The sequence below is a fragment of the Chryseobacterium sp. TB1-D10 genome (genome assembly GCF_059803555.1).
In genome coordinates this window covers 196,652-219,062 of record NZ_JAPFHB010000007.1, presented here as the reverse complement: position 1 = coordinate 219,062, position 22,411 = coordinate 196,652, and the positions used below count along the sequence as shown (strand labels likewise).

25 protein-coding genes are annotated in these 22,411 nt (G+C 36.3%); 12 read left to right on the top strand and 13 right to left on the bottom strand.

Translation table 11 applies throughout. The features are described from left to right. Positions 1-24: 24 nt before the first annotated feature. The 9 genes from OPU68_RS11470 to OPU68_RS11430 all read right to left on the bottom strand — a co-directional run bounded on the left by OPU68_RS11470 (position 25) and on the right by OPU68_RS11430 (position 9,040). A complete protein-coding gene (locus OPU68_RS11470; protein WP_498474121.1) occupies positions 25-1,137 on the bottom strand; it encodes a glycosyltransferase in 1,113 nt (370 codons plus the stop codon). Between the two features lie 41 nt (positions 1,138-1,178). Next, complete coding sequence (locus OPU68_RS11465) at positions 1,179-1,667, bottom strand: hypothetical protein (protein ID WP_498474120.1); 489 nt, start codon at positions 1,665-1,667, stop codon at positions 1,179-1,181. A gap of 102 nt (positions 1,668-1,769) precedes the next feature. Then, positions 1,770-2,555, bottom strand: a complete 786-nt coding sequence (locus tag OPU68_RS11460) for a (Fe-S)-binding protein (protein WP_498474119.1) — start codon at positions 2,553-2,555, stop codon at positions 1,770-1,772. A 59-nt stretch (positions 2,556-2,614) separates the two neighbouring features. Further along, positions 2,615-3,931, bottom strand: a complete 1,317-nt coding sequence (locus tag OPU68_RS11455; protein WP_498474118.1) for a 4Fe-4S dicluster domain-containing protein — start codon at positions 3,929-3,931, stop codon at positions 2,615-2,617. Between the two features lie 3 nt (positions 3,932-3,934). Further along, entirely contained in the window at positions 3,935-4,885 is a 951-nt protein-coding gene (locus OPU68_RS11450; RefSeq protein WP_498474117.1) for an MlaD family protein, read from the bottom strand. Positions 4,886-5,001: 116 nt separating this feature from the next. After that, positions 5,002-7,146: a peptidylprolyl isomerase gene (locus OPU68_RS11445; RefSeq protein ID WP_498474116.1), complete on the bottom strand. Its 2,145-nt coding sequence runs from the start codon at positions 7,144-7,146 to the stop codon at positions 5,002-5,004. 128 nt (positions 7,147-7,274) lie between these two features. Next, on the bottom strand, positions 7,275-7,874 hold the full coding sequence (locus OPU68_RS11440; RefSeq protein ID WP_498474115.1) for a hypothetical protein: 600 nt from the start codon (positions 7,872-7,874) through the stop codon (positions 7,275-7,277). A gap of 15 nt (positions 7,875-7,889) precedes the next feature. Next, positions 7,890-8,468: a hypothetical protein gene (locus OPU68_RS11435; protein WP_498474114.1), complete on the bottom strand. Its 579-nt coding sequence runs from the start codon at positions 8,466-8,468 to the stop codon at positions 7,890-7,892. Positions 8,469-8,482: 14 nt separating this feature from the next. After that, positions 8,483-9,040 carry an RNA polymerase sigma factor gene (locus OPU68_RS11430; protein WP_498474113.1) on the bottom strand — a complete coding sequence of 186 codons (558 nt, stop codon included), beginning with the start codon at positions 9,038-9,040 and terminating at the stop codon, positions 8,483-8,485. Positions 9,041-9,180: 140 nt separating this feature from the next. Here OPU68_RS11430 and OPU68_RS11425 point away from each other — a divergent pair, with 140 nt between their 5' ends. The 9 genes from OPU68_RS11425 to OPU68_RS11385 all read left to right on the top strand — a co-directional run bounded on the left by OPU68_RS11425 (position 9,181) and on the right by OPU68_RS11385 (position 16,506). Next, positions 9,181-9,930: a Rossmann-like and DUF2520 domain-containing protein gene (locus OPU68_RS11425; protein ID WP_498474112.1), complete on the top strand. Its 750-nt coding sequence runs from the start codon at positions 9,181-9,183 to the stop codon at positions 9,928-9,930. A gap of 62 nt (positions 9,931-9,992) precedes the next feature. Continuing rightward, on the top strand, positions 9,993-10,895 hold the full coding sequence (locus OPU68_RS11420; RefSeq protein WP_498474111.1) for a GLPGLI family protein: 903 nt from the start codon (positions 9,993-9,995) through the stop codon (positions 10,893-10,895). Between the two features lie 108 nt (positions 10,896-11,003). Then, positions 11,004-11,261: a FeoA family protein gene (locus OPU68_RS11415; RefSeq protein ID WP_498474110.1), complete on the top strand. Its 258-nt coding sequence runs from the start codon at positions 11,004-11,006 to the stop codon at positions 11,259-11,261. A gap of 9 nt (positions 11,262-11,270) precedes the next feature. Beyond that, a complete protein-coding gene (gene feoB / locus OPU68_RS11410; protein WP_498474109.1) occupies positions 11,271-13,307 on the top strand; it encodes a ferrous iron transport protein B in 2,037 nt (678 codons plus the stop codon). A 17-nt stretch (positions 13,308-13,324) separates the two neighbouring features. Beyond that, positions 13,325-13,468, top strand: a complete 144-nt coding sequence (locus OPU68_RS11405; protein WP_498474108.1) for a FeoB-associated Cys-rich membrane protein — start codon at positions 13,325-13,327, stop codon at positions 13,466-13,468. A gap of 44 nt (positions 13,469-13,512) precedes the next feature. After that, positions 13,513-14,511 (top strand): DUF4421 family protein, encoded by a 999-nt coding sequence (locus OPU68_RS11400; protein ID WP_498474107.1) that lies wholly within the window; start codon positions 13,513-13,515, stop codon positions 14,509-14,511. Positions 14,512-14,582: 71 nt separating this feature from the next. After that, on the top strand, positions 14,583-15,965 hold the full coding sequence (gene glmM, locus OPU68_RS11395; RefSeq protein ID WP_498474106.1) for a phosphoglucosamine mutase: 1,383 nt from the start codon (positions 14,583-14,585) through the stop codon (positions 15,963-15,965). A 35-nt stretch (positions 15,966-16,000) separates the two neighbouring features. Further along, entirely contained in the window at positions 16,001-16,225 is a 225-nt protein-coding gene (locus tag OPU68_RS11390) for a hypothetical protein (RefSeq protein WP_498474105.1), read from the top strand. Beyond that, positions 16,222-16,506, top strand: a complete 285-nt coding sequence (locus OPU68_RS11385) for a type II toxin-antitoxin system RelE/ParE family toxin (RefSeq protein WP_498474104.1) — start codon at positions 16,222-16,224, stop codon at positions 16,504-16,506. Before OPU68_RS11390 ends, OPU68_RS11385 begins: the two co-directional genes overlap by 4 nt. Positions 16,507-16,547: 41 nt before the next feature. Here OPU68_RS11385 and OPU68_RS11380 read toward each other — a convergent pair whose 3' ends face one another. Further along, positions 16,548-17,114 (bottom strand): YdcF family protein, encoded by a 567-nt coding sequence (locus OPU68_RS11380; protein WP_498474103.1) that lies wholly within the window; start codon positions 17,112-17,114, stop codon positions 16,548-16,550. Positions 17,115-17,126: 12 nt separating this feature from the next. Then, on the bottom strand, positions 17,127-18,362 hold the full coding sequence (locus OPU68_RS11375) for an MFS transporter (protein ID WP_498474102.1): 1,236 nt from the start codon (positions 18,360-18,362) through the stop codon (positions 17,127-17,129). A 62-nt stretch (positions 18,363-18,424) separates the two neighbouring features. Here OPU68_RS11375 and OPU68_RS11370 point away from each other — a divergent pair, with 62 nt between their 5' ends. Further along, positions 18,425-18,760 (top strand): DMT family transporter, encoded by a 336-nt coding sequence (locus OPU68_RS11370; RefSeq protein WP_498474101.1) that lies wholly within the window; start codon positions 18,425-18,427, stop codon positions 18,758-18,760. Positions 18,761-18,949: 189 nt separating this feature from the next. On the opposite strand, the gene OPU68_RS11365 is transcribed toward OPU68_RS11370, so the two are convergent. Continuing rightward, complete coding sequence (locus OPU68_RS11365) at positions 18,950-20,449, bottom strand: GH3 auxin-responsive promoter family protein (protein WP_498474100.1); 1,500 nt, start codon at positions 20,447-20,449, stop codon at positions 18,950-18,952. Positions 20,450-20,839: 390 nt separating this feature from the next. Here OPU68_RS11365 and rplU point away from each other — a divergent pair, with 390 nt between their 5' ends. Together rplU and rpmA are read left to right on the top strand one after the other, a co-directional pair. After that, on the top strand, positions 20,840-21,235 hold the full coding sequence (rplU, locus tag OPU68_RS11360; protein ID WP_498474099.1) for a 50S ribosomal protein L21: 396 nt from the start codon (positions 20,840-20,842) through the stop codon (positions 21,233-21,235). A 25-nt stretch (positions 21,236-21,260) separates the two neighbouring features. Then, entirely contained in the window at positions 21,261-21,518 is a 258-nt protein-coding gene (rpmA, locus tag OPU68_RS11355) for a 50S ribosomal protein L27 (RefSeq protein ID WP_028121647.1), read from the top strand. Between the two features lie 72 nt (positions 21,519-21,590). On the opposite strand, the gene OPU68_RS11350 is transcribed toward rpmA, so the two are convergent. Further along, entirely contained in the window at positions 21,591-22,331 is a 741-nt protein-coding gene (locus tag OPU68_RS11350; protein WP_498474098.1) for a YebC/PmpR family DNA-binding transcriptional regulator, read from the bottom strand. Between the last annotated feature and the right edge of the window lie 80 nt (positions 22,332-22,411).

Sequence of the window (22,411 nt, the reverse complement as noted above, 5' to 3'; positions counted from 1 at the left end):
TGGATTGCCTAAATTATTAGCAATTTAAACAACACAATTATAAACTTCATCAAAATCTTTGGCGATTTTTGACATAGAAAAATTATCTACAATATATTGATGGAGTTCATTTGGAGAATCCATTATGTGATTTCCAGTCAGTATTGTTTTCATAGCCAAATATAATTCTTCCGTAGATTTATCGATAAGGATTCCCTGATTATTATTTACAATTTCTGGAATCCCACCTACACGAGTAGCAATAACTGGTGTCCCGGAAGAAATGGACTCGAGAAGAACACAGGGTAAGTTTTCGTAATTACTGAAGAGAATAAAACAATTACTATTTTTCATCTTTTCAGCTACTTCCCTATGAGAGATTTCTCCAAATGTCTTAATATAATCTTCAGCAGTATGTTTTTTTATAATTCTATTTAACCTTTCTACATCTCCGTCTCCACCAATATGAAATTCAAAATTAAGGAACTCTTTCCTAAGGCGAATAGCAGTCTCTATTATAAAATCGGGATTTTTAAGTGGTAGCAGACTCGATATATGTAGAAATGTAAAAGTTTTTGCACGAGAGCCAATAGGAAAAAAAAGACCTGTATCTACCACATTACCTATCACTTTAAAGTCTTTCCCAAGTTTCAATTTCTTTAGATCTTCCATCAAGTCTTTACTTACTGGGAATAAATAAGATGCATTTTTCGCTATAAAACGAGCGATACTTAATGTGGCGAAAGAAAGTTTGGCTCTATTAATCTTTAGAAAACTGGACCAATGCTCTGATACCACAAACGGAATTTGATATTTCTTTTTCAGAAAAACAGCGAAAAGCATATTGTTGTGAAGAACATTGGCGTGAACCAAATCCGGTTTTTGCATTTTGGCAAATCCCTCTTTATAAGCCTTCATTCGTCTAATAAAATTCTGAATCGGGTTTCTAGAGTTTTTATAATAAATAATCAAAGTCCTGATTCCATTAATAACTTTATCATCGAAAATGAACGTTTCTTTTTGACTAAAATCTCCTATCGTATGGAGAATTTCCACATCGTGCTTTAGCGCAACAGCTTCTGCGTGACGCTGCACAAAGTTGCCATTTGTAGGTTCTAATTTATTCGGAAACCAGGAAGAAAGAAAAAGTATTTTCAAAGTTTAATTTTGAAATTGAAGAATCTTGACTTTATGAAAAACTAAGATATTGACGCGGCCCAACTTCTGTTGAAAGGCTGGATAAAATGGCTCAGGAAATCAAGGTAAGTGTTCTTGGAAAAATCGAAAACCTCTATATCTTTTGATAATTCGCCGCTTCTTACTTTATTTTTAAAGTCAGAAAGCTTCAAAGTTTTGACTTCACCATTCTCTATAAAGCTGGCTTTCATCCTGTCAAACAATCCAAGTTCAAATTCGAAATCCAGCTCTCTCATTATTTTTCCCAAAGCATCAATGCTGCAACCGGAAGCCGGTTCTTTTTCTTCATCTACACAAATAATGATGAATTGGTTTTTTTCAATTTTAAAAGAAGAAGACAGTTCTTTTCCGTGAGCAGCCCAATCGCCTAAGAAATCGTATAATTTCTCAGCAATGGTTTTGCTTTCCTTTGCTGTAAAAGGTCTGGAAGCCGGATATATAATAACCCGATAATCGTTTGTTTCTACAATACTTGATTCCTCGATTTTCATTTTAATAATTTAAAGATATAAAATTACGGATTTTTATCCAATTCTGTAAAAACGAAAAACCCAGAAATGATCTGGGCTTTATAATTATAATAGTAATGAAAGTTACAAATCTTCTGCTTCAGCCAAAAGCTCAACAATATCTTTAACTTCTACCTCTGTATTTTTATTGAAATGCTTTACACCATCTGTCATCATTGTATTACAGAAAGGACAACCCGTTGCAATAATTTTCGGCTCGAAAGAAAGCGCTTCTTCTGTTCTTTCAATATTCACATCTTTATAACCTTTTTCCGGCTCTTTGAACATCTGTGCACCTCCGGCTCCACAACAGAGTCCGTTGGTTTTGCAGCGTTTCATTTCCACCAATTCTGCGTCCAGTTTTTCAAGAAGCATTCTTGGCGCCTCATATTCGTCATTGCCTCTTCCAAGATAACATGGATCATGAAAGGTGATTTTTTTTCCTTTGAAACTTCCGCCTTCTATTTTCAGTCTGCCCTCATTCATCAAATCTTTCAGGAATTGAGTATGATGCAGAACTTCATAATTCCCGCCCAAACTTGGATATTCATTCTTCAAAGTATTGAAACAATGCGGGCAAGCCGTTACTATTTTTTTGACTTCGTAAGCATTCAGAACTTCGATGTTGGTCAAAGCCATCATTTGGAAAACAAATTCATTTCCGGCACGTTTTGCGGGATCGCCTGTGCAGGATTCCTCTTGTCCAAGAACAGCGAATTCAACTCCAATTTTATTTAGAATTTTACAGAACGCTTTGGTTATTTTTTTCGCACGATCATCAAAACTTCCGGCACATCCAACCCAGAAGAGAACTTCGGGGGATTTGCCTTCAGCAGCGTAATCCGCCATCGTTTTTATAGTGAAATCCATTTGTTGTAAAATGTATTTTGTATTATGTAAAAAGTCCTTTTACTTTAGTTTTTTGCAAATTAATCTTTCGCCCAGTTCACACGATCTGCCTGATTGTACTGCCAAGGCGCAGCATTATTTTCCACATTGGTCATCATCAGATTTAATTCCTGTGGCGCTGCAGATTGCTCCATTACCAAAAATCTTCTCATTTCGAAAATGATGGATAAAGGATCTATCAGAACCGGACAAGCTTCTACACAAGCGTTACAAGTCGTACAAGCCCAAAGTTCTTCTTTCGTAATATAATCGTTGACTAGTTTTTTACCATCGTCTACAAACTTACCGCCGTTTTGATTGATATTTTTTCCAACTTCCTCAAGGCGATCTCTGGTTTTCATCATAATCAATCTTGGAGATAATTTTTTACCCGTAATATTCGCAGGACAAACCGAAGTACATCTTCCGCATTCTGTACAGGAATAAGCACTCATCAACTGATGCTGATTAAGATCGAAAATATCTTCTGCGCCAAATTTCGAAGGAACTTCTGCTTCACCTTCAGCGGGAACAGCGTAAGGATCTGCATTTGGATCCATCATCAACTTAATTTCTTTGGTAACAGAATCCAGATTATTGAATTTCCCTTTTTTCTCAAGATTGGAAAACCAAGTATTTGGAAATGCCAAAATGATATGAAGATGTTTTGAATAATAAAGATAATTCATAAAGAACAAAATCCCGACAAAGTGAAACCACCAAGCCGATTTTTCGATAATATGAAGTGTTTCTAAACCGAAATTCTGAAAGAATGGAAACAGGTATCTTGAAATTGGAAAATTACTTGCAAAACGATTGGCATCGGAATAATAATCAGCTCCATTCATTGTAAAGAAAGCAACCATCAAAGCAAACTCAATGATCAAGATCCAATTGGCATCTTTCTTTGGCCAGCCGAAAAGTTCTTTCATTGTCAGTCTTTTCACACCGTAGAAATTTCTTCTGATGAAAAAAACTACCACTGCAATCACAACCAACAGTGCTAAAACTTCAAGAGTTGCTGTGAAAAATGCGTATAATGAATCGCCTAGAACACTTTGTAAGAAACGATGGGTTCCAAAGATTCCATCGATAATAATTTCTAATAATTCAATATTGATAATCACAAAACCTACATAGACGAAAATATGTAAAACTCCTGCGATCGGGCGTTTTACCATTTTGCTCTGTCCAAGTGCAACTCTGGTCATAATGGCCCATCGTTCTGCTTTTCTGTCTGTTCTGTTGATCTCTTTTCCTAATTTGATATTGCGGTAAATTTCTTTCAGACTTTTAAAAAACAGTCCAAAACCAGCAATTAAAAGAATCAGGAAAATAGCATTATCGATATATTGCATATATTATTTTTTATCTGCGTTTTTACCAAAAACCGAGAAGTTCACGTATCTCTTAGGATTGGCTTTGAAGTCTTCCACAAGCTCATTAAGATTCTTTGAAGTCTTTGTAAGATTATTGTAAAGCTCTTCATCTTTTGCCAATTTACCAAGAGAACCTTCGCCGTTTTGTATGCCGGAAATAACGTTATTCAATTTGCCAGCTGTTTGGTTGAATTGGTCAATTGTTCCATTCAGTTTTTCAATATCTACACGTTCTGCAACTGAACCATATTTGTCCAAAGTTTTATTAGCTGTCAACATGGCAGCATTTGCGTTTTCAACAACTTCGTGCAAGCCTTTTTCGTTATTAGCAAGGATAGAATTTGTTCTGTCAGATGCACCTTTGAAAGACTCAATAGTTTTATTAAGATTTGAAAGCAACAATTTGATTTCTCTTCTATTTTGTTCATCAACGATTTTGTTTGTGCTGGCAAGTGTAGAGTCTAATTTCAATAAGACATTTGACAATTGATCTTTAACCGGTTTTACTTGAGAAGACAATGAATTCAGCATTGACAATTGATAATTACCGGCCAATGTATCTCCGTCTTTTGCAGTTTCCCCACCATAGAACAAGTTGACTCTCATCTCCTTACCAGACATCAATCCAGGTTCGAAAATCTCAACTGTAGATCTCTTGGAAAATTGAAAATTATCATCAATAGTTAACTTAACAACAAAATGCAATTTACCACCAGTTGTTATAGGCTTTATTTCATCCACTTGTCCTACTTTCAGTCCGTTTATAGAAACAGGATTGGAAACAGCAAGACCTTCAACATTGTCATATTTCACATAGAAAACATTATCTGTCGTAAAAAGGCTTTTGCCTTTCATAAATTGATAAAGTACAACGAAACCTATTATGGCGAAAATAGCTATCAGCCCTGTTTTTAATTCTTTACTTAAATTCACGTTTTTGAGTTTTACTAATTAGCAAATATATGAATATTGGATTTATAATAATTATAAATAAAAAACAACAAAAGCGACAATTATGCCGCTTTTGCTTATTCTAAAATATTTTAAAATTATTGCTGTGGATTCTTATCCCAAACTTCAATTCTGTAATCTTTGATTTTTGCATTATCCTGAAGGCTCTTCAGGAATGCGCCTGTAAACTGCTGAGAATTCTGCTGTGTAATAGACTCAGTAATTTGTTTGATATCGCCTGGCAACTTGTTAGTTGTAACTGATTTTTTAACTACCAAATAAACACCAGTCATCCCTTCGATTGGTTGAGATAATTTGTTTACAGCAACTCCAAATGCCGCTCCTGCAACTTTAGGTTCCATTGCACCATTTACAGAAGGATTGAACATATTAACCGTCGCGCTTGGTTTTGTTGTTCCAAGTGCTTTTGCAGCCTGGTCAAGTGAAGCATATTTCCCTGCATTGATTTTCTCTAGGATTTTCTTGGCAAGAACTTTATTTTTTACAATTGGCTCGATTTGATCTCTTACAGTTTCAGGATCAGCAAGACCTTCATCCTGTTTTCCTACCACGTAAGCTACGATTCTGTCGCCAGTACCTTCTACTGTAAAAATATCTGTATCTCCGATTTCTCTTTTCTTATCAAAAGCCCAAGTAATTACGTCTGCATCTTTGTCTGTTCCCAATCCCGGAAGTGTTCCTTGAAATCTTCCTACAGTTTTAGGATTATCAAATCTGTATTTGTTTTTCTCAGCTAAGTTTTTGAACTGGTTAAAGCTTTTACCTTCAGTCTGCTGGATAAATCTTGTCGCTTGAGTCAGAACCTGGTTTTCAGTTTTGTCAGAAGCTTTGATATTTTTAGCAAGGTGTGCAATTTTATAAGTCATTGCGCCGCTTTTCTTATCTTCAACATTGATGATGTGATATCCGAAAGCTGTTTCCTGTAATCCGGTGGCGCCTTTTGTGTTATTCGCTAAGAAACTAAGATATCCTGGCGCAAACTGACTTGCTGGTGTTGTCCAACCCACGCTTCCGTTTCTTTCTACGGCGTTTGGCTCATCAGACAATTTAAGTCCTTCAGCAAATTTTGCAGGGTCAGCTTTTATCACTGCCAATAAACTGTCTGCAGTTTTCTTAGCCGCTTCTTTGGTTCTGGTTGCTGTAGATCTTTCTGCGCCTTTATAAGCAATTAAAATATGTTTTGACAATGTAGAGTCAGAAGCTTTTTTGTCCAATAATTTTGAAACTACGTAAAGCGTTTGCTCTTTGTAAGGACCAAAAGTCTGTCCGATAGCTGCAGTTGCAATTTTATCTTTCAACTCTGTTGGCAATTGAGCTGGACTTACATACTGAGGAATGAAAGGCACATCAGAATTAAGTTCCACGAACATAGAATCATTCTTTGTGTTCTGGAAGTTTTCCGTTCCGTTTGAAGCATCAGTTCCTTTTAGGAAAAGTTTATTGATCTCGTTAAGCGTTGCAGCATCATCAGAGGCACTTGGTGCAGCTGGGAAATAGGCATAAGCAATATTTCTGCTGGCTGTCGCTTTGAATCTTGTAGGATGTAACTTGATATAATCTGCAAGATCCTGAGTTGTTACTTTTACATTATTCTTTTTAGAAAATTCAAGGTAATCAACTTTCACAAAATCGATGTTTGCAACTTCATCACGAAATTTCACCATCAACTCAGCTTCTTTTTTGCTGGTTGTGATTCCGGAAGTGATGTTTCCGAAAAGCATTCTGGCCATCATTCTGTACTCGATTGCTTTTTTATTTTTCAACCAGAAAGTATAATTTTCAGGATTCGTTGCCTGAGATTTTTCTATCTCGCCTTTAATCTCTTTAAGTTTGAAATTACCTTTCTCATCAAAATATTGTTGATTCTGAGCGAAAATAGGATCGTATTGCAACTGGCTCCAGAAAGTTTCATCTGAAAGCGTCAATCCTGTTTTGTCAAATTGCTGTTTGATCAGTTTGGACTGTACAAGAATCTGCCAAGCCTGCTCTTCCAAACCTTTTGTAGGCTGTCCTTGCTGCTGAGCCTGCTGTTGCATAATAAACAACTGGTCATTGAATTCGTCTCTTGTAATATCTTCGCCATTGACCTGTCCAAAAACATTTGGATTCTTTGAAAATAACTTATCAAAGGTATCTGCGTTGAAAAGAAATGCTAACAACCCCAAAGCTATTACGCCCAACAGAAGCCATGATCTTTTTCTAATTTCGCCTAAAATTGCCATTTTATAGTATGTATTTATAATAGTGTGCGAAAATACATATTTTTCACAGAATAGGAAAATAAATTACAGACAATTGCAAATGTGCGAGATAAAATAAAAAAAACCTCTAAAAATTAGAGGTTTTGAAACTATTTATCATTCTTTTTGTCCAGCATTTTTTCCCGCATTTTCCCTTCTGTCTGGAAAAGGGTAAGAACCTGTTGCGGCGTCAGTATTTTTAAGAATTTATCCGCATAAGTTTTTCTGTTATTCAGAAGCTGCTGTCCCACTTCAAAGCTTTGATCCAGGCGTTTTGTTGCTTCTTCGTCAGAAAGGTTATCCAGATTTTTATCGACGTGAAATCTTTCCTTAATCTGTTTCTGATTATTTTGATATTCTGCATACATCGTTTTGAATTCATCCTGTTTTTCTTTTGGAATATCAAGATCATCAATCACAATATTCTGTTTTATATTTTGAAGGAAAACGGTTCGGTCTTTTACAGACATATTGCTTACAGCTTGTTTTCTTTCTTTCATATTCATCGACTGCCACTCAGATGTTCTTGGAATAGACTGTTGTCTTTGCATAGTTCCCGAGGGCGATAATGAACTTGCAGAACCACTTCTAAATGTAGGTGATGAAGTACTATTTCTGCCAGCTGTATTTCCAGAATTCCGTTGTTGACCTTTCGCGGTGTGTGCGGAGGAAAATCCTGCAATCAAAATCATTAATAAGAATTTATTCATTTTTCTGATTTTTAATTAATTATACAGATCGAGATACACGTCTTGTTCGCTATTTCTGTCAATATCTTTCAATTGGTCCGGTGTGAAAGCGGCCAATACTTTTTCCACATCCATTTTAGATCCGTTTTTTGTTGCAACAGCGTAATCCTGTCTGTCAGTCATATATCTATCAGATGAAACTTCATTTTTAGATTTAGAAGCTGCAATTGCAGAATTGGTTCTCAAAATTTTTGGTTCCGAAATTTCATTCTGAGTTTCTGCCGAAATCACATTTTCTGCCAATAGATCTGTAGATGGTTTTTGAATCGGGTGTTCAATTTCGTAAACACTGTCAACAATTGGCGCTTGCTGAGCCATAGAGACTTCCGGATTATTATTAAGACTAAAAAATGCGGTGATTCCACCGATCAAAATAACGGCAGCAGCAGCCATCCATTTAACATTGAGGGAGAAAACTTTAGTTTCTTTCATCGCAACAACTGGATTTTGTCCAACTGTTTTAGAAATCACATTCGCCTGCATTTGTGTAAAAAAATCCTCCGAAGGTTCCGGATAAGGTGTTTTTCTGTTGAGTTTTTCTATATCTATTTTCATTTCCTTTATTTTCTTTAGAACTCTTGCGAGTAATTATCTTTAATGTATTGTTCCACTTTATCTTTTGCGTAATGATAATTCGTTTTCAAAGTTCCGACCGACATATCCAGAATCTTCGAAATCTCCTCATAAGGCAAATCATCATAATATCTCATGTTAAAGACCAATTTCTGCTTTTCCGGCAAAGTCTGAATTGCCTTCTGCAAAAAAACCTGAATCTCTTCAGCATCCTGTCCGGCATTGTCCGCCACCAGATTCTGCATGTGATATTCCGCATCTTCATCTGTCTTTTTCATCCTGTTCATTTTATTGAGAGCCTGCAAAGCCTCATTGGTCGCAATTCTGTACAGCCAGGTGTACAATTTGCTGTCATTTTTGAACTGATGAATATTCTGATACGCTTTGATAAATGTATCCTGTAAAACATCCTGAGCGCCGTCGTGATCTACAATCAACCGCCGGATATGCCAGTAAAGACGACTCTGATAAGCATCCATCATCGCACGCAAACCTTTCTCTACCGTTTGAGGTGTAGCAAACAGATTTACAATTTCCTCATCTTTGAGCTTCATTCAGATGTTCGTAGTTTTGATTAAAAAATAAGACCAAAGTTAAATTATTTTTTCAATTTCTTTGGATAAAACCTAAATCTAAAATCGAGCCTTAAATATTATTAATCAAATCCAAATCATCAAAATCTTATCTTTGTTATATGAAAACAATAATTATCGGCTCGGGAAATGTAGCTTATCATTTGGCAAAAGCTTTCACTCAGAATAATATTAAGGTTAAACAAATCTTTGGACGAAATGAGATTGAACTTTCGAAGATTTCAAATGAGTTTGACATTCCTTATTCAACAGAAAAATTAGATGAAGCTGAACTTTACATCATCGCCGTTTCCGATTCTGCTGTGGAAAATGTTTCTGAATTAATTAAAAATGAAAATGCGCTGGTTGCTCACACTTCCGGTTCTCTTCCAAAGGAAATCTTAAAAGGAAATTACAGAAAAGCCAGTTTTTATCCGCTCCAGACTTTCTCGAAAACCAAAGATCTGGATTATTCCAAAATTCCCTTGTTCATAGAAGCTGATAATCAAATTGATGAAAAATCTTTGTTTGAATTAGCTTCCATCATTTCAGATAGTGTTGAAGTTTCAACTTACGAAAATAGAAAATACATCCATCTGACAGCAGTTTTTGCCTGCAACTTTGTGAATCATCTTTTTGCAAGAGCCAAGGAAATATCAGATTCTCAGGATTTGGATTTTAATTATTTCCTTCCTCTGATTAATGAAACCTTTGAGAAAATCCAGCACATCGAGCCTAAACTCGCCCAAACAGGACCAGCTGTACGAGGCGACGAGAGAGTTTTAAAACTCCACGAAGAATTGATTAAAAATGAGGAGCAACTTCATATTTATAAGACCTTGAATGAATCCATCAAAAAAATGTATGAATAATTCTGTAACATTTTAAAAAATCCTGCACTAATTATTCAGAAACAAAAAATATAAAATCGCTTATGAAATCTCTCAAAAAATTATTCATTCTTCCAATTTTGATGGTTGGAACAATGGTGTTTTCTCAAACGGCTTCCAACCGTTTTTTCTATGAACTGACTTTCAAACCGAAAAAAGATTCAGCTAAAGTTGAAAAAGTAATGACAACGCTTGATATTACAAAAGATAAATCGCTTTACAGAGATTTCACGTGGGTTGCTCAGGATTCTATCATCAAAGTTGAAGTTGAAGCAATGCAAAAAGCGGGTGTTTTCAAGGATATGTCAAAATCTATGAGAATGCCGAAATTTGCTTATAAGGTAGAGAAAGTTTATCCTGATATGAAAGTGATTTTCGAAGAAGGCCTTCAAAACGGAATGACTCCAATGAAACTGGGTTATGTTGATCCTACAAAATTCAATTGGAATATCACTTCTGACAAAGTAAAAATCGGAACTTACAATACACAGAAGGCAACTACAGAATTCGGAGGCAGAAAATGGAATGCATGGTTTACAACGGATCTTCCTTTCCAGGACGGACCCTATAAATTCTATGGATTGCCGGGACTAATTGTAAAAATTGAAGATGACGGTGGAAATTACTCGTGGGAACTGAAGGGAAACAAAAAAGTTAACAACTTTGAAGAACTTTCTTACATAGAAAAAATTTCTCCAGGCGGAAGCGCAAAACGCGTTGAAGTTTCCAGAGACAAATTTGAAAGTACAATTGCAGACTTCAAAAAAGATCCTTTTGCTACAATCCGCCCTATGCTGAAACCGGAAATGATGTCTCAAAAATTACCGGGAAGCGATGTGAGCATTGGCGAAATGGTAAAAACGCAGGAAAAAATGCTGAAAGATTTTTACAATGCCAATGACAATCCAATCGAACTGCCAGTTGCAAAAGACAAAAAGAAAAAATAATTCAAAACTTATAAACCGGGACATTTTCTTCCCGGTTTTTTTATGATTAATATCCTTATTTAGATTTATTTAAAACAAGCTATATTTGCACTTCTAAAAAGACGAATTTTGCAAAACAAACATCCCGATAAATTGTGCTGCTTTCCTAAAAACAAATTGGGAAAGATTACAGGTTACGACAATGACAATCTGCAAATGCCTACCAAAATTCTGGAAATGGGACTGCTTCCGGAAACATCCTTCAAAGTACTTTATCAGGCGCCTTTCAAAGGTCCGCTTTACATAGAATACGGCTCGGAAAAAACCAGAGTTGCGCTCAGGGAAGAGGAAGCAAAATTTATCAAAGTAGAAGTTTTGGCTTTATAATAAGATCACATGCAGGATCAGAAAAAACAGAAACAGCTGCTGTTGGTTGGCAATCCGAATGTCGGAAAATCCACCCTTTTCAACAGTCTGTGCAACAGAAAACAAAAAACCGGAAACTACGCTGGCGTCACCGTTGCGAGTCTTTCCGGAAAGTATACTTATAAAAACGAGGAGGTTGAAATCACAGATCTTCCCGGCTCTTACAGCATCTACCCGACTTCGGAAGATGAAGCGATTTTTTCCAGATATCTGATTCAGGAACAGGAAAACTACGTTGGTGTTCTCTACATTGCTGACGCCATAAATATGAAACGAAGTCTGCTTTTGTTTCAGCAGATTCAGGATCTTGGAATTCCTATTCTGATGGTTGTAAATCAAATAGATGAAGCTGAAAAACGAGGCATTAAAATAGATACAGAAAAACTTTCGCAGAAACTAAATGTTGACATTTTAAGAACCAACGCGAAGGAACATATTGGAATCGAAGAAATCCGTGAAGCGATTCTGAATAATCAATTTAAGAAAACTTCCCAAAGCACCTTTGAAATCCCGATTGAGCAGAAAGGTCTGGTTTACAAAATTTCCGAGAATACGAAAGACAAAAATCTTTATAAAATCTGGACACTTCTTGCCGCAGATACTTACCTCGGAAAGATTGAGAGAATCAATGAAATCATAAGTCAGGAAGATGCGAAGTGCAACGTTCCGAAACGACTTCAAATTCAGGAAACTGTCCGTAGATATCAAAACATTGATAAAATCATTTCTGAAACAACGGAAAAGATTCCTCAGAGAAAACAATTATTAACAGAGAAGTTAGACCGGATTTTGGTTCATCCAATTTGGGGTTATTTAATTTTTCTTTTTATTTTATTAATTATATTCCAAAGCGTTTTCTTTTTGGCAGAATATCCGATGAACTGGATCGAAGGATTATTCAGCTGGTTTTCAACTTTCTCAGCAGAATATCTTCCGGAAGGGCCAATCAATTCATTAATTTCAAACGGAATACTTCCCGGAATTGGTGGAATCGTGATTTTTGCACCACAGATTGGAATATTGCTTTATTTTCTTTATTTATTAGAAGATTCCGGCTACATGGCAAGAGTTATCTTTTTGATGGACAGATTTTTACGACCTTTTGGACTGAATGGGAAAAGCATTGTTCCCCTAGTTTCTGGAACGGCTTGTGCAATTCCAGCGATTATGTCCACAAGAAATATCGAAAACATAAAGGAAAGGCTAATTACGATTCTCGTAACACCTTTTATGACTTGCTCTGCGAGATTACCGGTTTATAGCATCATCATTGGTTTAATCATTCCGGACGAAAGTATTTACGGCATAAAATACCGGGCGTTGGCTTTGATGGCAATGTATCTTTTAGGTTTCGGGATGTCATTATTTTCTTCATTAATATTAAAATATGTCATAAAAACCAAAGTCAAAAGTTTCCTGGTAATGGACTTGCCGACTTACAAAATGCCTTTGTTTGCCTATGATTTCAAATTAGTTTTAGGAAAGGTTTGGGAATTCATCAGCGGAGCCGGAAAAGTTATTTTCACGGTCAGCATTATCCTTTGGACGTTAAGTTATTTCGGACCTTCACAAAAAGAAAATCAAAGTATTGCTTCTGACGTCAAACTGGAACAATCTTACCTTGGGAAAATCGGTCGCGGCATAGAACCTGCGATTGCACCTCTAGGTTACGACTGGAAAATGGGAATCGGGATTTTGACAAGTTTTGCTGCGAGAGAGGTTTTCGTAGGGACATTATCTACGCTTTACAGTCTGGACGATGAAGCTCCTGAAGGCAGATTGATCGAGAAAATGAGACTGGATGTTCATCCCAATGGCGAAAAGGTGTTCAGCTTTGCTACCGGCGTTTCGATCTTATTATTTTACGCTTTTGCGATGCAATGTATTTCCACAATTGCAGTGGTTTACAGAGAAACGCAGAGTTTGAAATGGACGCTATTGCAAACTTTTGCTATGACAGTTTTGGCATACTTTTCAGCTCTTATAGTTTATCAAATTCTGAAATAAATCTAAAGATCAGAAAAATGGAAAACTCAATCATCATACAATACGCAATCATTGGAATATTGATTTTGGGAGCACTTTATTTTACTTTCAAAAAATTGGCAAAGACATTTTCCAAAAAGAAAGACGGGAAAAACTGCGGATCTGATTGTGGTTGTTCCTGATCTCAGAAAAAGTCAGTACTTTAGCTTTGAATTAAAGCTGATCAATGCGAATCCTCATTATTATTCTGCTCAACTTCTGCATTTTCATATCTGCACAGAATGACAGCATCAATAATCAGGTGATTTCCTATGATGAGAAGATTATGCTTCGACTGAATATTGATACCAATACAGACGAATTCGTAATTTCTTCCAGAGAATTAGGCATTAAACCAAAACTTGCACTCAACAACCAGATCAATACAAGTTTTGGATTCGATTATAAAATCATCAGTGCGAGTGTTTCATTTGCACCAAAATTTTTCCCGGGAAACAACAACGAACTGAAAGGAAAAAGCAGCTACACCAATTTTAACTTCAGATTGTTTCCGAAAAATATTATTCAGACGTTCTCATATAAAAATAGCAAAGGCTATTATATCAGCAATACCCGCGATTTTATAAGCGATTGGCAGAAGGATCGTGATCCATATCTGATCTTTCCGAATCTCAGGATTCAGAGTTTTGGCGGCTCTACTTCTTATATTTTTAATAAAGATTTTTCTCTGAAGGGAATTTATTATCAAAAAGAATGGCAGAAAAACAGCAGCGGAAGTTTTGTTCCCTCTTTTAATTATGAATATGTGATATTTTCTGATAAACAAGATGAAATAAAATCCCGTGAAAAACACTTGGATTTAAATGTTGATTTAGGTTACCATTACAACTATGTCGTTACAAAAAATATTAATATCGCACCTTTTGCATACGCAGGTCTTGGAAAAAAATGGAGTAACTATAAAGATGATGTCCAGCAGGATAAGATAGAAAAAGCAAACTATTTCACGCAGAATTTCGGAGCAGGATTGCATTCGGGCTATAATTCTGAGAAAATATTCTTCGGTTCTAAATTTAATTATACTGGAAATCATTACAAAGACGACGGATCGAATGTAATTCAGAATGATTTTTACGTGCTTTTTTTCTTTGGATACAGACTAAATCCACCTGCAAAAGTGAAAAAAGTTTACGACAAGATTCAGGACAAAATTCCAGCATTGTAATCTTTGGTTAAATTTAAAATCACTTCTTTTTAATACATTTGCATTCAAATAATAAACCTTAAAATTCAATAATGTCATTAATAAAATCAATCTCCGGAATCCGAGGAACTATTGGCGGAAAAGTAAACGATAATTTGACGCCGCTGGATGTCGTGAAATTCGCTTCTGCTTTTGGAACTTGGCTTCAAAACAATAAAAATAAAAAAGATTTAACACTTGTCATTGGTCGTGATGCGAGGATTTCGGGTCAAATGGTTTCTTCTCTCGTTGCTTCAACTTTACAAGGTTTGGGAATTAATGTTGTGGATTTAGGACTTTCCACAACGCCAACTGTAGAAATTATGGTTCCTGAATTGAAAGCGGACGGCGGAATCATCCTGACCGCTTCTCACAATCCAAAACAATGGAACGCCTTGAAATTATTGAATGACAAAGGTGAATTCATCAACGGAGAAAACGGTGCAGAAGTTTTGTCTTTGGCAGAAAATGAAGATTTCAATTACGCTGAAGTTGATGATTTGGGGAAATATGAAGCCAGAGATGACGCTTTCGAGATTCACATCAAACAAATTTTAGACTTACCAACTGTAGATGTTGAGGCGATAAAAGCTAAGAAATTCAAAGTTGTACTTGACGCTGTAAATTCTACCGGCGGAATTTCTATTCCACCACTTTTGAAAAAATTAGGCATTGAGGTGGTAAAACTTTATTGCGAACCAAACGGACAATTTCCCCACAACCCAGAACCTTTGAAGGAACATCTTGGCGACATCTGCGAATTGGTCATCAAGGAAAAAGCAGATATGGGAATCGTGGTGGATCCGGATGTTGACAGATTGGCTTTGGTGGACGAAAAAGGCGAAATGTTCGGCGAAGAATATACGTTGGTTGCCGTTGCAGATTACCTTTTGAAAGATAAAAAAGGCGTAGCAATTTCCAATCTTTCTTCCAGCCGTGCGTTGAGAGATGTTGCAAAAAACCTGAATTCAGAGTATTTTGCAAGCGCTGTTGGCGAAGTGAACGTCGTTAACTTAATGAAAGAAAAAAATGCCGTCATTGGTGGCGAAGGAAACGGTGGAATCATCTATCCGGAACTTCATTACGGACGTGATTCTTTGGTTGGTGTTGCTTTATTCTTAACTCATTTAGCAAAAGAAAACAAAACGGTTTCTGAACTGAGAGCAACTTATCCAAGTTATTTTATGGGTAAAAAGAAAATCGAATTGACGCCGGATATCGACGTTGATGCTTTATTAATCAAAGTTCAGGAAGAATATAAAAACGAAGAAATCTCAACCGTTGACGGTGTAAAAATCGATTTCCCTGAAAACTGGGTTCATCTAAGAAAGTCGAATACAGAACCGATTATCAGAATTTATACGGAGGCATTTTCTCAGGAAGAAGCTGATAAATTGGGCGATGATATGATTGCGAAGATTAGAAGTTTGATATAAAATATTTTTATTAATTTTAATAAAAATTAGATAAGATGCTTACTCTCAATACAATTCTTGAAGAAATAAAAGATGTTCCAGTAAATAAATTGGAAGAACTACATTTGTTTATCAAAACTTTGATTTCAAAAAAGGAAGAGTCTGATTGGTGGGATGAAATATCCGACGCTGAGAAAGAATTAATAGAAGAAGGATTAAAAGATATTGAGGCAGGACGAGTAATTTCTCACAAGGATTTCTTGAAATCTTATGGAAGGTGAAAGTCATTTGGTCACTACGAGCAAAAAATGAATTTGATGAAACGCGTGATTATTGGATAAAAAAGAACCAATCGCAAACGTATTCTGATAAATTGTTGGATGAAACTTTGCGCAAAATCAATATTATCTTAGAAAATCCAAAAATAGGAGCAGAAAATAAAAAGAACAAATTACGGCGGGTTTTGGTTTTAGAGAATTTTTCTCTTACGTATAGAATTTTAAAAAATCATATTCAAATCGCCTCATTTTTCGACAACAGAAGAAATCCAAACGCATTATAAAAATTAAAGGAAGCAAGAGTTTGCTTCCTTTTTCATTTCAATCAAATTGCCTCTTTATAATAAGCCACAAACTCTCGAAAGATTGAGTAGAAATCTCTGAACTCAAAATAACCCGGACTTGCACTTTCAATATTCCTAAAACCTTTGTTGTGGAATAATTTCTTTGTTCTAGTCTGGTGAAAATATTGAGAAACAGAAATCGCACTTTTGAAATTCAAACTATCCATTATTCTTATCGAATTCTCAACCGTTTTCTCCGTATCATTTCCGTAATTGTCAACTAATATTTTTTCTGACGGAATTTTATTTTCAACTAAATATTCCTGCATTTTATTTCCTTCCCAAAAGCCTTCTTTGCCCAAACCACCACTGACAATAATTGATTTCACTCTTTTTTGATTGAACAATTCAATACTTTTATCAAGACGAGCCTTCAATCTTTCGGACAGAGTTCCATCTTTATTCACTTTATTACCCAATACGATTGCTACATCAGCTTTTGTCTGTTTATCTGTCAGTCCATCAATCGTAATACAAATTGAATGCACCAAAAACCAAACTATCAGAATGATAAAAATTGATTTAATAAAGCTGAAAAACCTCTTCATTAAGATTTGGATTTAATACTGCATTTTCCTCAATTTCTTAGAACTCGCCCCAATAAACAAAGCCGTCAAAACCGTCATTGCCCCACCAAAAACCACGGAACGGACAACGCCTATCAACTTGGCCGTTAATCCACTTTCAAATTGTCCAAGCTCATTACTCGACATTATGAAAATCGAATTCACGCTCAAAACACGTCCACGGATTTCTTCCGGCGTTTTCAACTGAACGATTGTTCCACGAATTACGACGCTGATTCCGTCCAACATTCCGCTCAAAACCAAGAATGCAAACGACAGCCAATACATTTTCGACAATCCAAATCCAATGATACAAAGTCCAAAACCAGTCGCCACAAAAAGCAATATCTTCCCTTGATTTTTACGAAGCGGAACCATTGACAATGTAATGATAATCAACATCGAACCAATATCAGACGCCGCATTCAACAGTCCAAAACCTTCGGAACCAACCTTCAGAATATCACTCGCAAAAACCGGAATCATCGCCACTGCACCGCCAAAAAGTACTGCAAACATATCCAACATTTGAGCACCCAAGATTTCCTTAGTTTTATAAATGTACGCCAGACCTTCCTTCACACTTTCGAATATTTTTATATCCTTATTCTTATTTTCAGAAAATTGTTTGTTGATTGTCCAAAAGAATAATGATGACAAAACCATGCAACTCACAATGACCACCAAAGTCCATTTTATCGTAATCAACGCAATCAAAAATCCTCCCAAAGCGTGCCCGGAAACAGACGCAATCAAAAACGTTGCCTGATTCAATGTAACAGCGTAAGGCAGATTTTCCTGCTTCACGATTCTCGGAATCATACTTGGAACCAAAGGACCTAGAAAAGAACGGCAAATTCCGGTAAAAAAGATAACCGCATAGATAAAATAAGTGATTTCGTGACCTGTAAAATGTAATTTATGACCCAAAAATGCCGGAATCAAAAGCAGACTTATCAAAACAACATAGGCATAATTACAAATCAAAAGCAGTCGTTTTTTCTCATTCATATCAATCACATGTCCGGCATAGAGTGCACAGGAAACAGCCGGAACAACCTCCGAAAGTCCTATCAATCCAATAGAAAACGGATCGTGCGTCAACTGATAAACCCACCAGCCCAGCAAAGTTGCCAGCATTCGGAAGGCGATGATCAGAAAAAATCTTCCTGTGAGAAGGTGACGAAATTCTATATTTTTTAAGACGCGGAGCGGTGTGAGAGAAATCATTATGCAAAAGTAATTGATCGCTATTAATTACACATTAATTTTCAAAATTTTATCTTCGCAAAATGAATTGGATTATACTCATCATCGCAGGACTTTTCGAGACCGGATTTGCAGCTTGTCTCGGAAAAGCGCAGGAAACATCGGGGAAAGAAAGTATGTTTTGGTGGCTTGGATTTTTCACAAGTCTTTTCATCAGTATGTTCCTGATGTTCAAAGCCATCTCCGGAACCAACGGACTACCCATCGGAACCGCTTATGCAGTCTGGACAGGCATTGGCGCGGTTGGTGGCGTAATTGTCGGAATCCTGATTTTCAAAGAACCAGCAACATTTTGGAGACTCTTTTTCGTTTCAACTTTGATTGCGTCCATTGTTGGTTTGAAAGCCGTGAGTCATTAATATTTCAGGAGCTTAATCCCGCTGTCCACTATATCTTTTTTGGCATTGCAAACGACTTGAAGTATTTTTGATTGAAGTTTCTACCGCAATGCCAAAAAAGGATGCCGTTCCCATCGGGGCTAGAGCATTTGTTTGTAAATCAGCCTTCACCCAAAATTTAAGATCTTTGACAAACTTTAAACACACAGCTTACAGTTCGAACTCAGACAAAAAATCCCCAATCTTCCTATCATTAGCTAAACGTGGAATCTTGTTTTGTCCGCCCAATTTCCCTTCAGATTTTGCATAATCCTGAAACGCATTTTTCTTCAATTTTGTAATTACCAAAGGCTGCAGAATATTTCCGGAAATCAGATCATCATAGTAAGTATTTCGTTTTCTGAGTTGCAAATCCAATTCAGATTTGAAAGCTTTAAAATTCTCCGGTTCTTTTTCAAACTCTATGAACCATTCGTGATAAGGCAAACCTTCTGCAGGATTCACTTGTGGTGCAAGGTGAAACTCTGTGATTTGAGCCGGGAATTTCTCAACAGTAGCTTTCAATGCTTCTTCCACTTCAAATGCAATCACGTGTTCACCAAAAGCCGAAGTGAAATGTTTGGTTCTTCCGGAAACCAAAATCCGGTAAGGATTCTTATCAATAAATCTCACCACATCGCCGATGGAATATGCCCAAAGTCCTGAATTGGTCGTCAAAATCAAGGCGTAATCTTTATTGAGTTCTACATCTTTCAATGTCAATCTTCTTGCATTTGGTTTTCCGAATTCTTCCAAAGGAACAAACTCATAGAAAATCCCGTGGTTGGTCAATAGCAACAAACCTTCCTTCGTATAATCATCCTGAAACGCAAAGAAACCTTCCGAAGCCGGAAAAGTCTGAACAATATCGACTGGTTTTCCCAGCAATTCATTCATTTTATCCCGGTACGGTTCGTAGTTTACGCCGCCAGTTATTATTAATTTAAGATTTGGGAAAATCTCTGTGATTTTTTTTCCGTGACGGTCAATTAGTTTTTCGAAGTACATAATGAGCCAAGGTGGAATTCCGGAAATCAAAGTCATATTTTCTTTCTCGGTTTCTTCTACGATTTTATCGATTTTGGTTTCCCAATCTTCGATACAGTTGGTTTCCCAGCTTGGCAATCTGTTTTTCTGAAGATAATTTGGAATGTGATGCGCCACGATTCCGGATAATCTTCCATTTTTGATGCCGTTGATTTCTTGCAATTCCGGCGAACCTTGAAGGAATATCATTTTTCCGTTGACGAAATCTGCACTGTTTTTCTTTTCGATGTAATGAAATAAAGCACTTTGAGCAGCTGCGATTTGGAAAGGCATTGCTTCTTTGGAAATCGGAATGTATTTGGCGCCGGAAGTTGTTCCTGAAGTTTTTGCAAAATATTCCGGCAAATCTGGCCAAAGAATTTTGGATTGTCCCTTTTTGATTTTTTCGATGTAAGGTTTTAAATCTTCGTAATCTGCGATGGGAACAGTAGTTCGGAAATCCTCAATATTCTTTATCGTTTCAAATTGATATTCTCTGCCGAATAAGGTTTTCTCAGCCGTTTTGACAAGTGAAAGCAAGAGTTCTTCCTGATTCCTGACAGCATTGGTTTTGAAATCTTTCGTTTTGGCAATATGTTTTTTGGCCCAGATGAGCGCAATTTTTTTCTTGATAAAATCCAGCATCAATTAAGAATTTTCGATTGTCAAATTTATAAGTATTCTTTTATATAATAGATGTTAGAAATTAGATTTTAGAAATTAGATTTAGCTTCTTTTAAAAAATGCACTTGAAATTCAGAAAGATTGACTGCTGAAATACATTTGAGATTGCAAAATTTGATTTTGTCTTTTCTGGTGATTTTATGCTGAATCTGCAGCCCGACTTGAGCGGAAATCCTTTTTTGCTTTGACTTCCGGTTCAGTTTAGACTGAAATCGTCTGCAAAAAAGATTGGGAGCGGAAGGCGGATAATGCTGCCACAATAATTATTATTGAAAAGTTTGTGATAAGTGTTTGTGTTTTAGAAAGAAAAATAGTACTTTTGCACCTCGAATAATATAAAATTTATAAACAATGTTTGCAATTGTAGAAATAGCAGGGCTTCAATACAAAGTTGAGCAAAACCAAAAGTTGTTTGTGAACCGTTTGAAAGGAGACAAAGGAACGAAAGTTTCTTTTGATAAAGTTCTTCTTACTGTAAACGGCGCAATCACTATTGGTGCCCCGGCTGTAAGCGGTATTACCGTAGATGTAGAAATTCTTGACCACGTTCAGGCTGACAAAGTAATCATCTTCAAAAAGAAGAGAAGAAAAGGTTATGCTAAGAAAAATGGTCACAGACAATCTCTTACTCAAATCATCGTAACTGGTATCACTGGTTTTGATTCTGAGAAAAAAGAAGCTAAAAAAGCTGCTCCTAAGAAAGCTGCTAAAGCGGAAGTAACAGAAACCAGCGAAACTGCTGAATAATTTTTAACCACAAAGTTTAAATAAAATGGCACATAAGAAAGGAGTTGGTAGTTCCAAAAACGGTAGAGAATCTCATTCCAAAAGATTGGGCGTAAAGATTTTCGGAGGACAAGACGCTATTGCTGGTAACATCATCATCAGACAAAGAGGGACTCAACATCACCCAGGTGAAAATGTTGGGATGGGTAAAGATCACACTTTGCACGCTCTTGTTGACGGTAAAGTTGTTTTCAGAAAGAAAGCTAACAACAGATCATTTGTATCTATTGAACCAAACGCATAATTAAAAAGCGTTTTATAAAAATAAAAAATCCTGAGACTTATGTTTCAGGATTTTTTATTTGTTATCTGTTTGTTAAAGCGTTTCTAATTGTGCTTCTGTGAATTCCATATTGTGGAAAACGTTCTGAACATCGTCGTCTTCTTCGAAACGTTCCAGCATCTTCATATTGGCTTTAAATTGATCGTCTGTCATTTCTTTGGTATTGTTCGGGATTCTTTGCAGTTCTGCACTTTTAACTTCGATTTTTAAGTCGTCAAGTTTGTGAGACATTGCGCCGAAGTCTTCGAATGCTGTTGTGATTAGAACTTCTGTTTCGTCCTGGTCGATCTCTTCTGCTCCACCGTCTATCATTTCCATTTCAAAATCATCCCATTCGGTTTTAATCTGCGCCTTCTCGATGGTGAAAATCCCCTTTCTATCAAAGATGAAAGCTAATTCTCCGTTCTTCCCAAGATTGCCGTCAAACTTATTGAAAATAGCTCTTACATTGGCAACTGTTCTTGTGGTATTGTTTGTTGTACATTCAACAAAGAACGCAACACCACCTTGTCCGTAACCTTCATAAGTTACTTCTTCATAGTTTTCCGCATCTGCCCCACTTGCTTTTTTGATTGCTCTTTCTACATTGTCCTTTGGCATATTAGCACCTTTAGCATTCTGGATGCATCTTCTAAGTGCAGGATTGGCTTCCGGATCTGAACCGCCAGCTTTTACCGCTAAAGCTATATCTTTTCCTATTTTTGAAAACGTTTTGGCCATCTTATCCCATCTGGCCATTTTTGAGGCTTTTCTATATTCGAATGCTCTTCCCATTACAAGTTTTATTTTATGATACAAAAGTACTGAAATATGGAAACAAAAAAAATACCTCCAATCAAATTGGAGGTATTTAT

Excerpts from the sequence above, each read along its gene's own strand:
- OPU68_RS11465 (WP_498474120.1), bottom strand. The coding sequence starts at position 1,667 with ATGAAAATCGAGGAATCAAGTATTGTAGAAACAAACGATTATCGGGTT.
- OPU68_RS11460 (WP_498474119.1), bottom strand. The coding sequence starts at position 2,555 with ATGGATTTCACTATAAAAACGATGGCGGATTACGCTGCTGAAGGCAAA.
- OPU68_RS11455 (WP_498474118.1), bottom strand. The coding sequence starts at position 3,931 with ATGCAATATATCGATAATGCTATTTTCCTGATTCTTTTAATTGCTGGT.
- OPU68_RS11445 (WP_498474116.1), bottom strand. The coding sequence starts at position 7,146 with ATGGCAATTTTAGGCGAAATTAGAAAAAGATCATGGCTTCTGTTGGGC.
- OPU68_RS11440 (WP_498474115.1), bottom strand. The coding sequence starts at position 7,874 with ATGAATAAATTCTTATTAATGATTTTGATTGCAGGATTTTCCTCCGCA.
- OPU68_RS11435 (WP_498474114.1), bottom strand. The coding sequence starts at position 8,468 with ATGAAAATAGATATAGAAAAACTCAACAGAAAAACACCTTATCCGGAA.
- OPU68_RS11430 (WP_498474113.1), bottom strand. The coding sequence starts at position 9,040 with ATGAAGCTCAAAGATGAGGAAATTGTAAATCTGTTTGCTACACCTCAA.
- OPU68_RS11425 (WP_498474112.1), top strand. The coding sequence starts at position 9,181 with ATGAAAACAATAATTATCGGCTCGGGAAATGTAGCTTATCATTTGGCA.
- OPU68_RS11420 (WP_498474111.1), top strand. The coding sequence starts at position 9,993 with ATGAAATCTCTCAAAAAATTATTCATTCTTCCAATTTTGATGGTTGGA.
- feoB (WP_498474109.1), top strand. The coding sequence starts at position 11,271 with ATGCAGGATCAGAAAAAACAGAAACAGCTGCTGTTGGTTGGCAATCCG.
- OPU68_RS11405 (WP_498474108.1), top strand. The coding sequence starts at position 13,325 with ATGGAAAACTCAATCATCATACAATACGCAATCATTGGAATATTGATT.
- OPU68_RS11400 (WP_498474107.1), top strand. The coding sequence starts at position 13,513 with ATGCGAATCCTCATTATTATTCTGCTCAACTTCTGCATTTTCATATCT.
- glmM (WP_498474106.1), top strand. The coding sequence starts at position 14,583 with ATGTCATTAATAAAATCAATCTCCGGAATCCGAGGAACTATTGGCGGA.
- OPU68_RS11390 (WP_498474105.1), top strand. The coding sequence starts at position 16,001 with ATGCTTACTCTCAATACAATTCTTGAAGAAATAAAAGATGTTCCAGTA.
- OPU68_RS11380 (WP_498474103.1), bottom strand. The coding sequence starts at position 17,114 with ATGAAGAGGTTTTTCAGCTTTATTAAATCAATTTTTATCATTCTGATA.
- OPU68_RS11375 (WP_498474102.1), bottom strand. The coding sequence starts at position 18,362 with ATGATTTCTCTCACACCGCTCCGCGTCTTAAAAAATATAGAATTTCGT.
- OPU68_RS11370 (WP_498474101.1), top strand. The coding sequence starts at position 18,425 with ATGAATTGGATTATACTCATCATCGCAGGACTTTTCGAGACCGGATTT.
- OPU68_RS11365 (WP_498474100.1), bottom strand. The coding sequence starts at position 20,449 with ATGCTGGATTTTATCAAGAAAAAAATTGCGCTCATCTGGGCCAAAAAA.
- rplU (WP_498474099.1), top strand. The coding sequence starts at position 20,840 with ATGTTTGCAATTGTAGAAATAGCAGGGCTTCAATACAAAGTTGAGCAA.
- rpmA (WP_028121647.1), top strand. The coding sequence starts at position 21,261 with ATGGCACATAAGAAAGGAGTTGGTAGTTCCAAAAACGGTAGAGAATCT.
- OPU68_RS11350 (WP_498474098.1), bottom strand. The coding sequence starts at position 22,331 with ATGGGAAGAGCATTCGAATATAGAAAAGCCTCAAAAATGGCCAGATGG.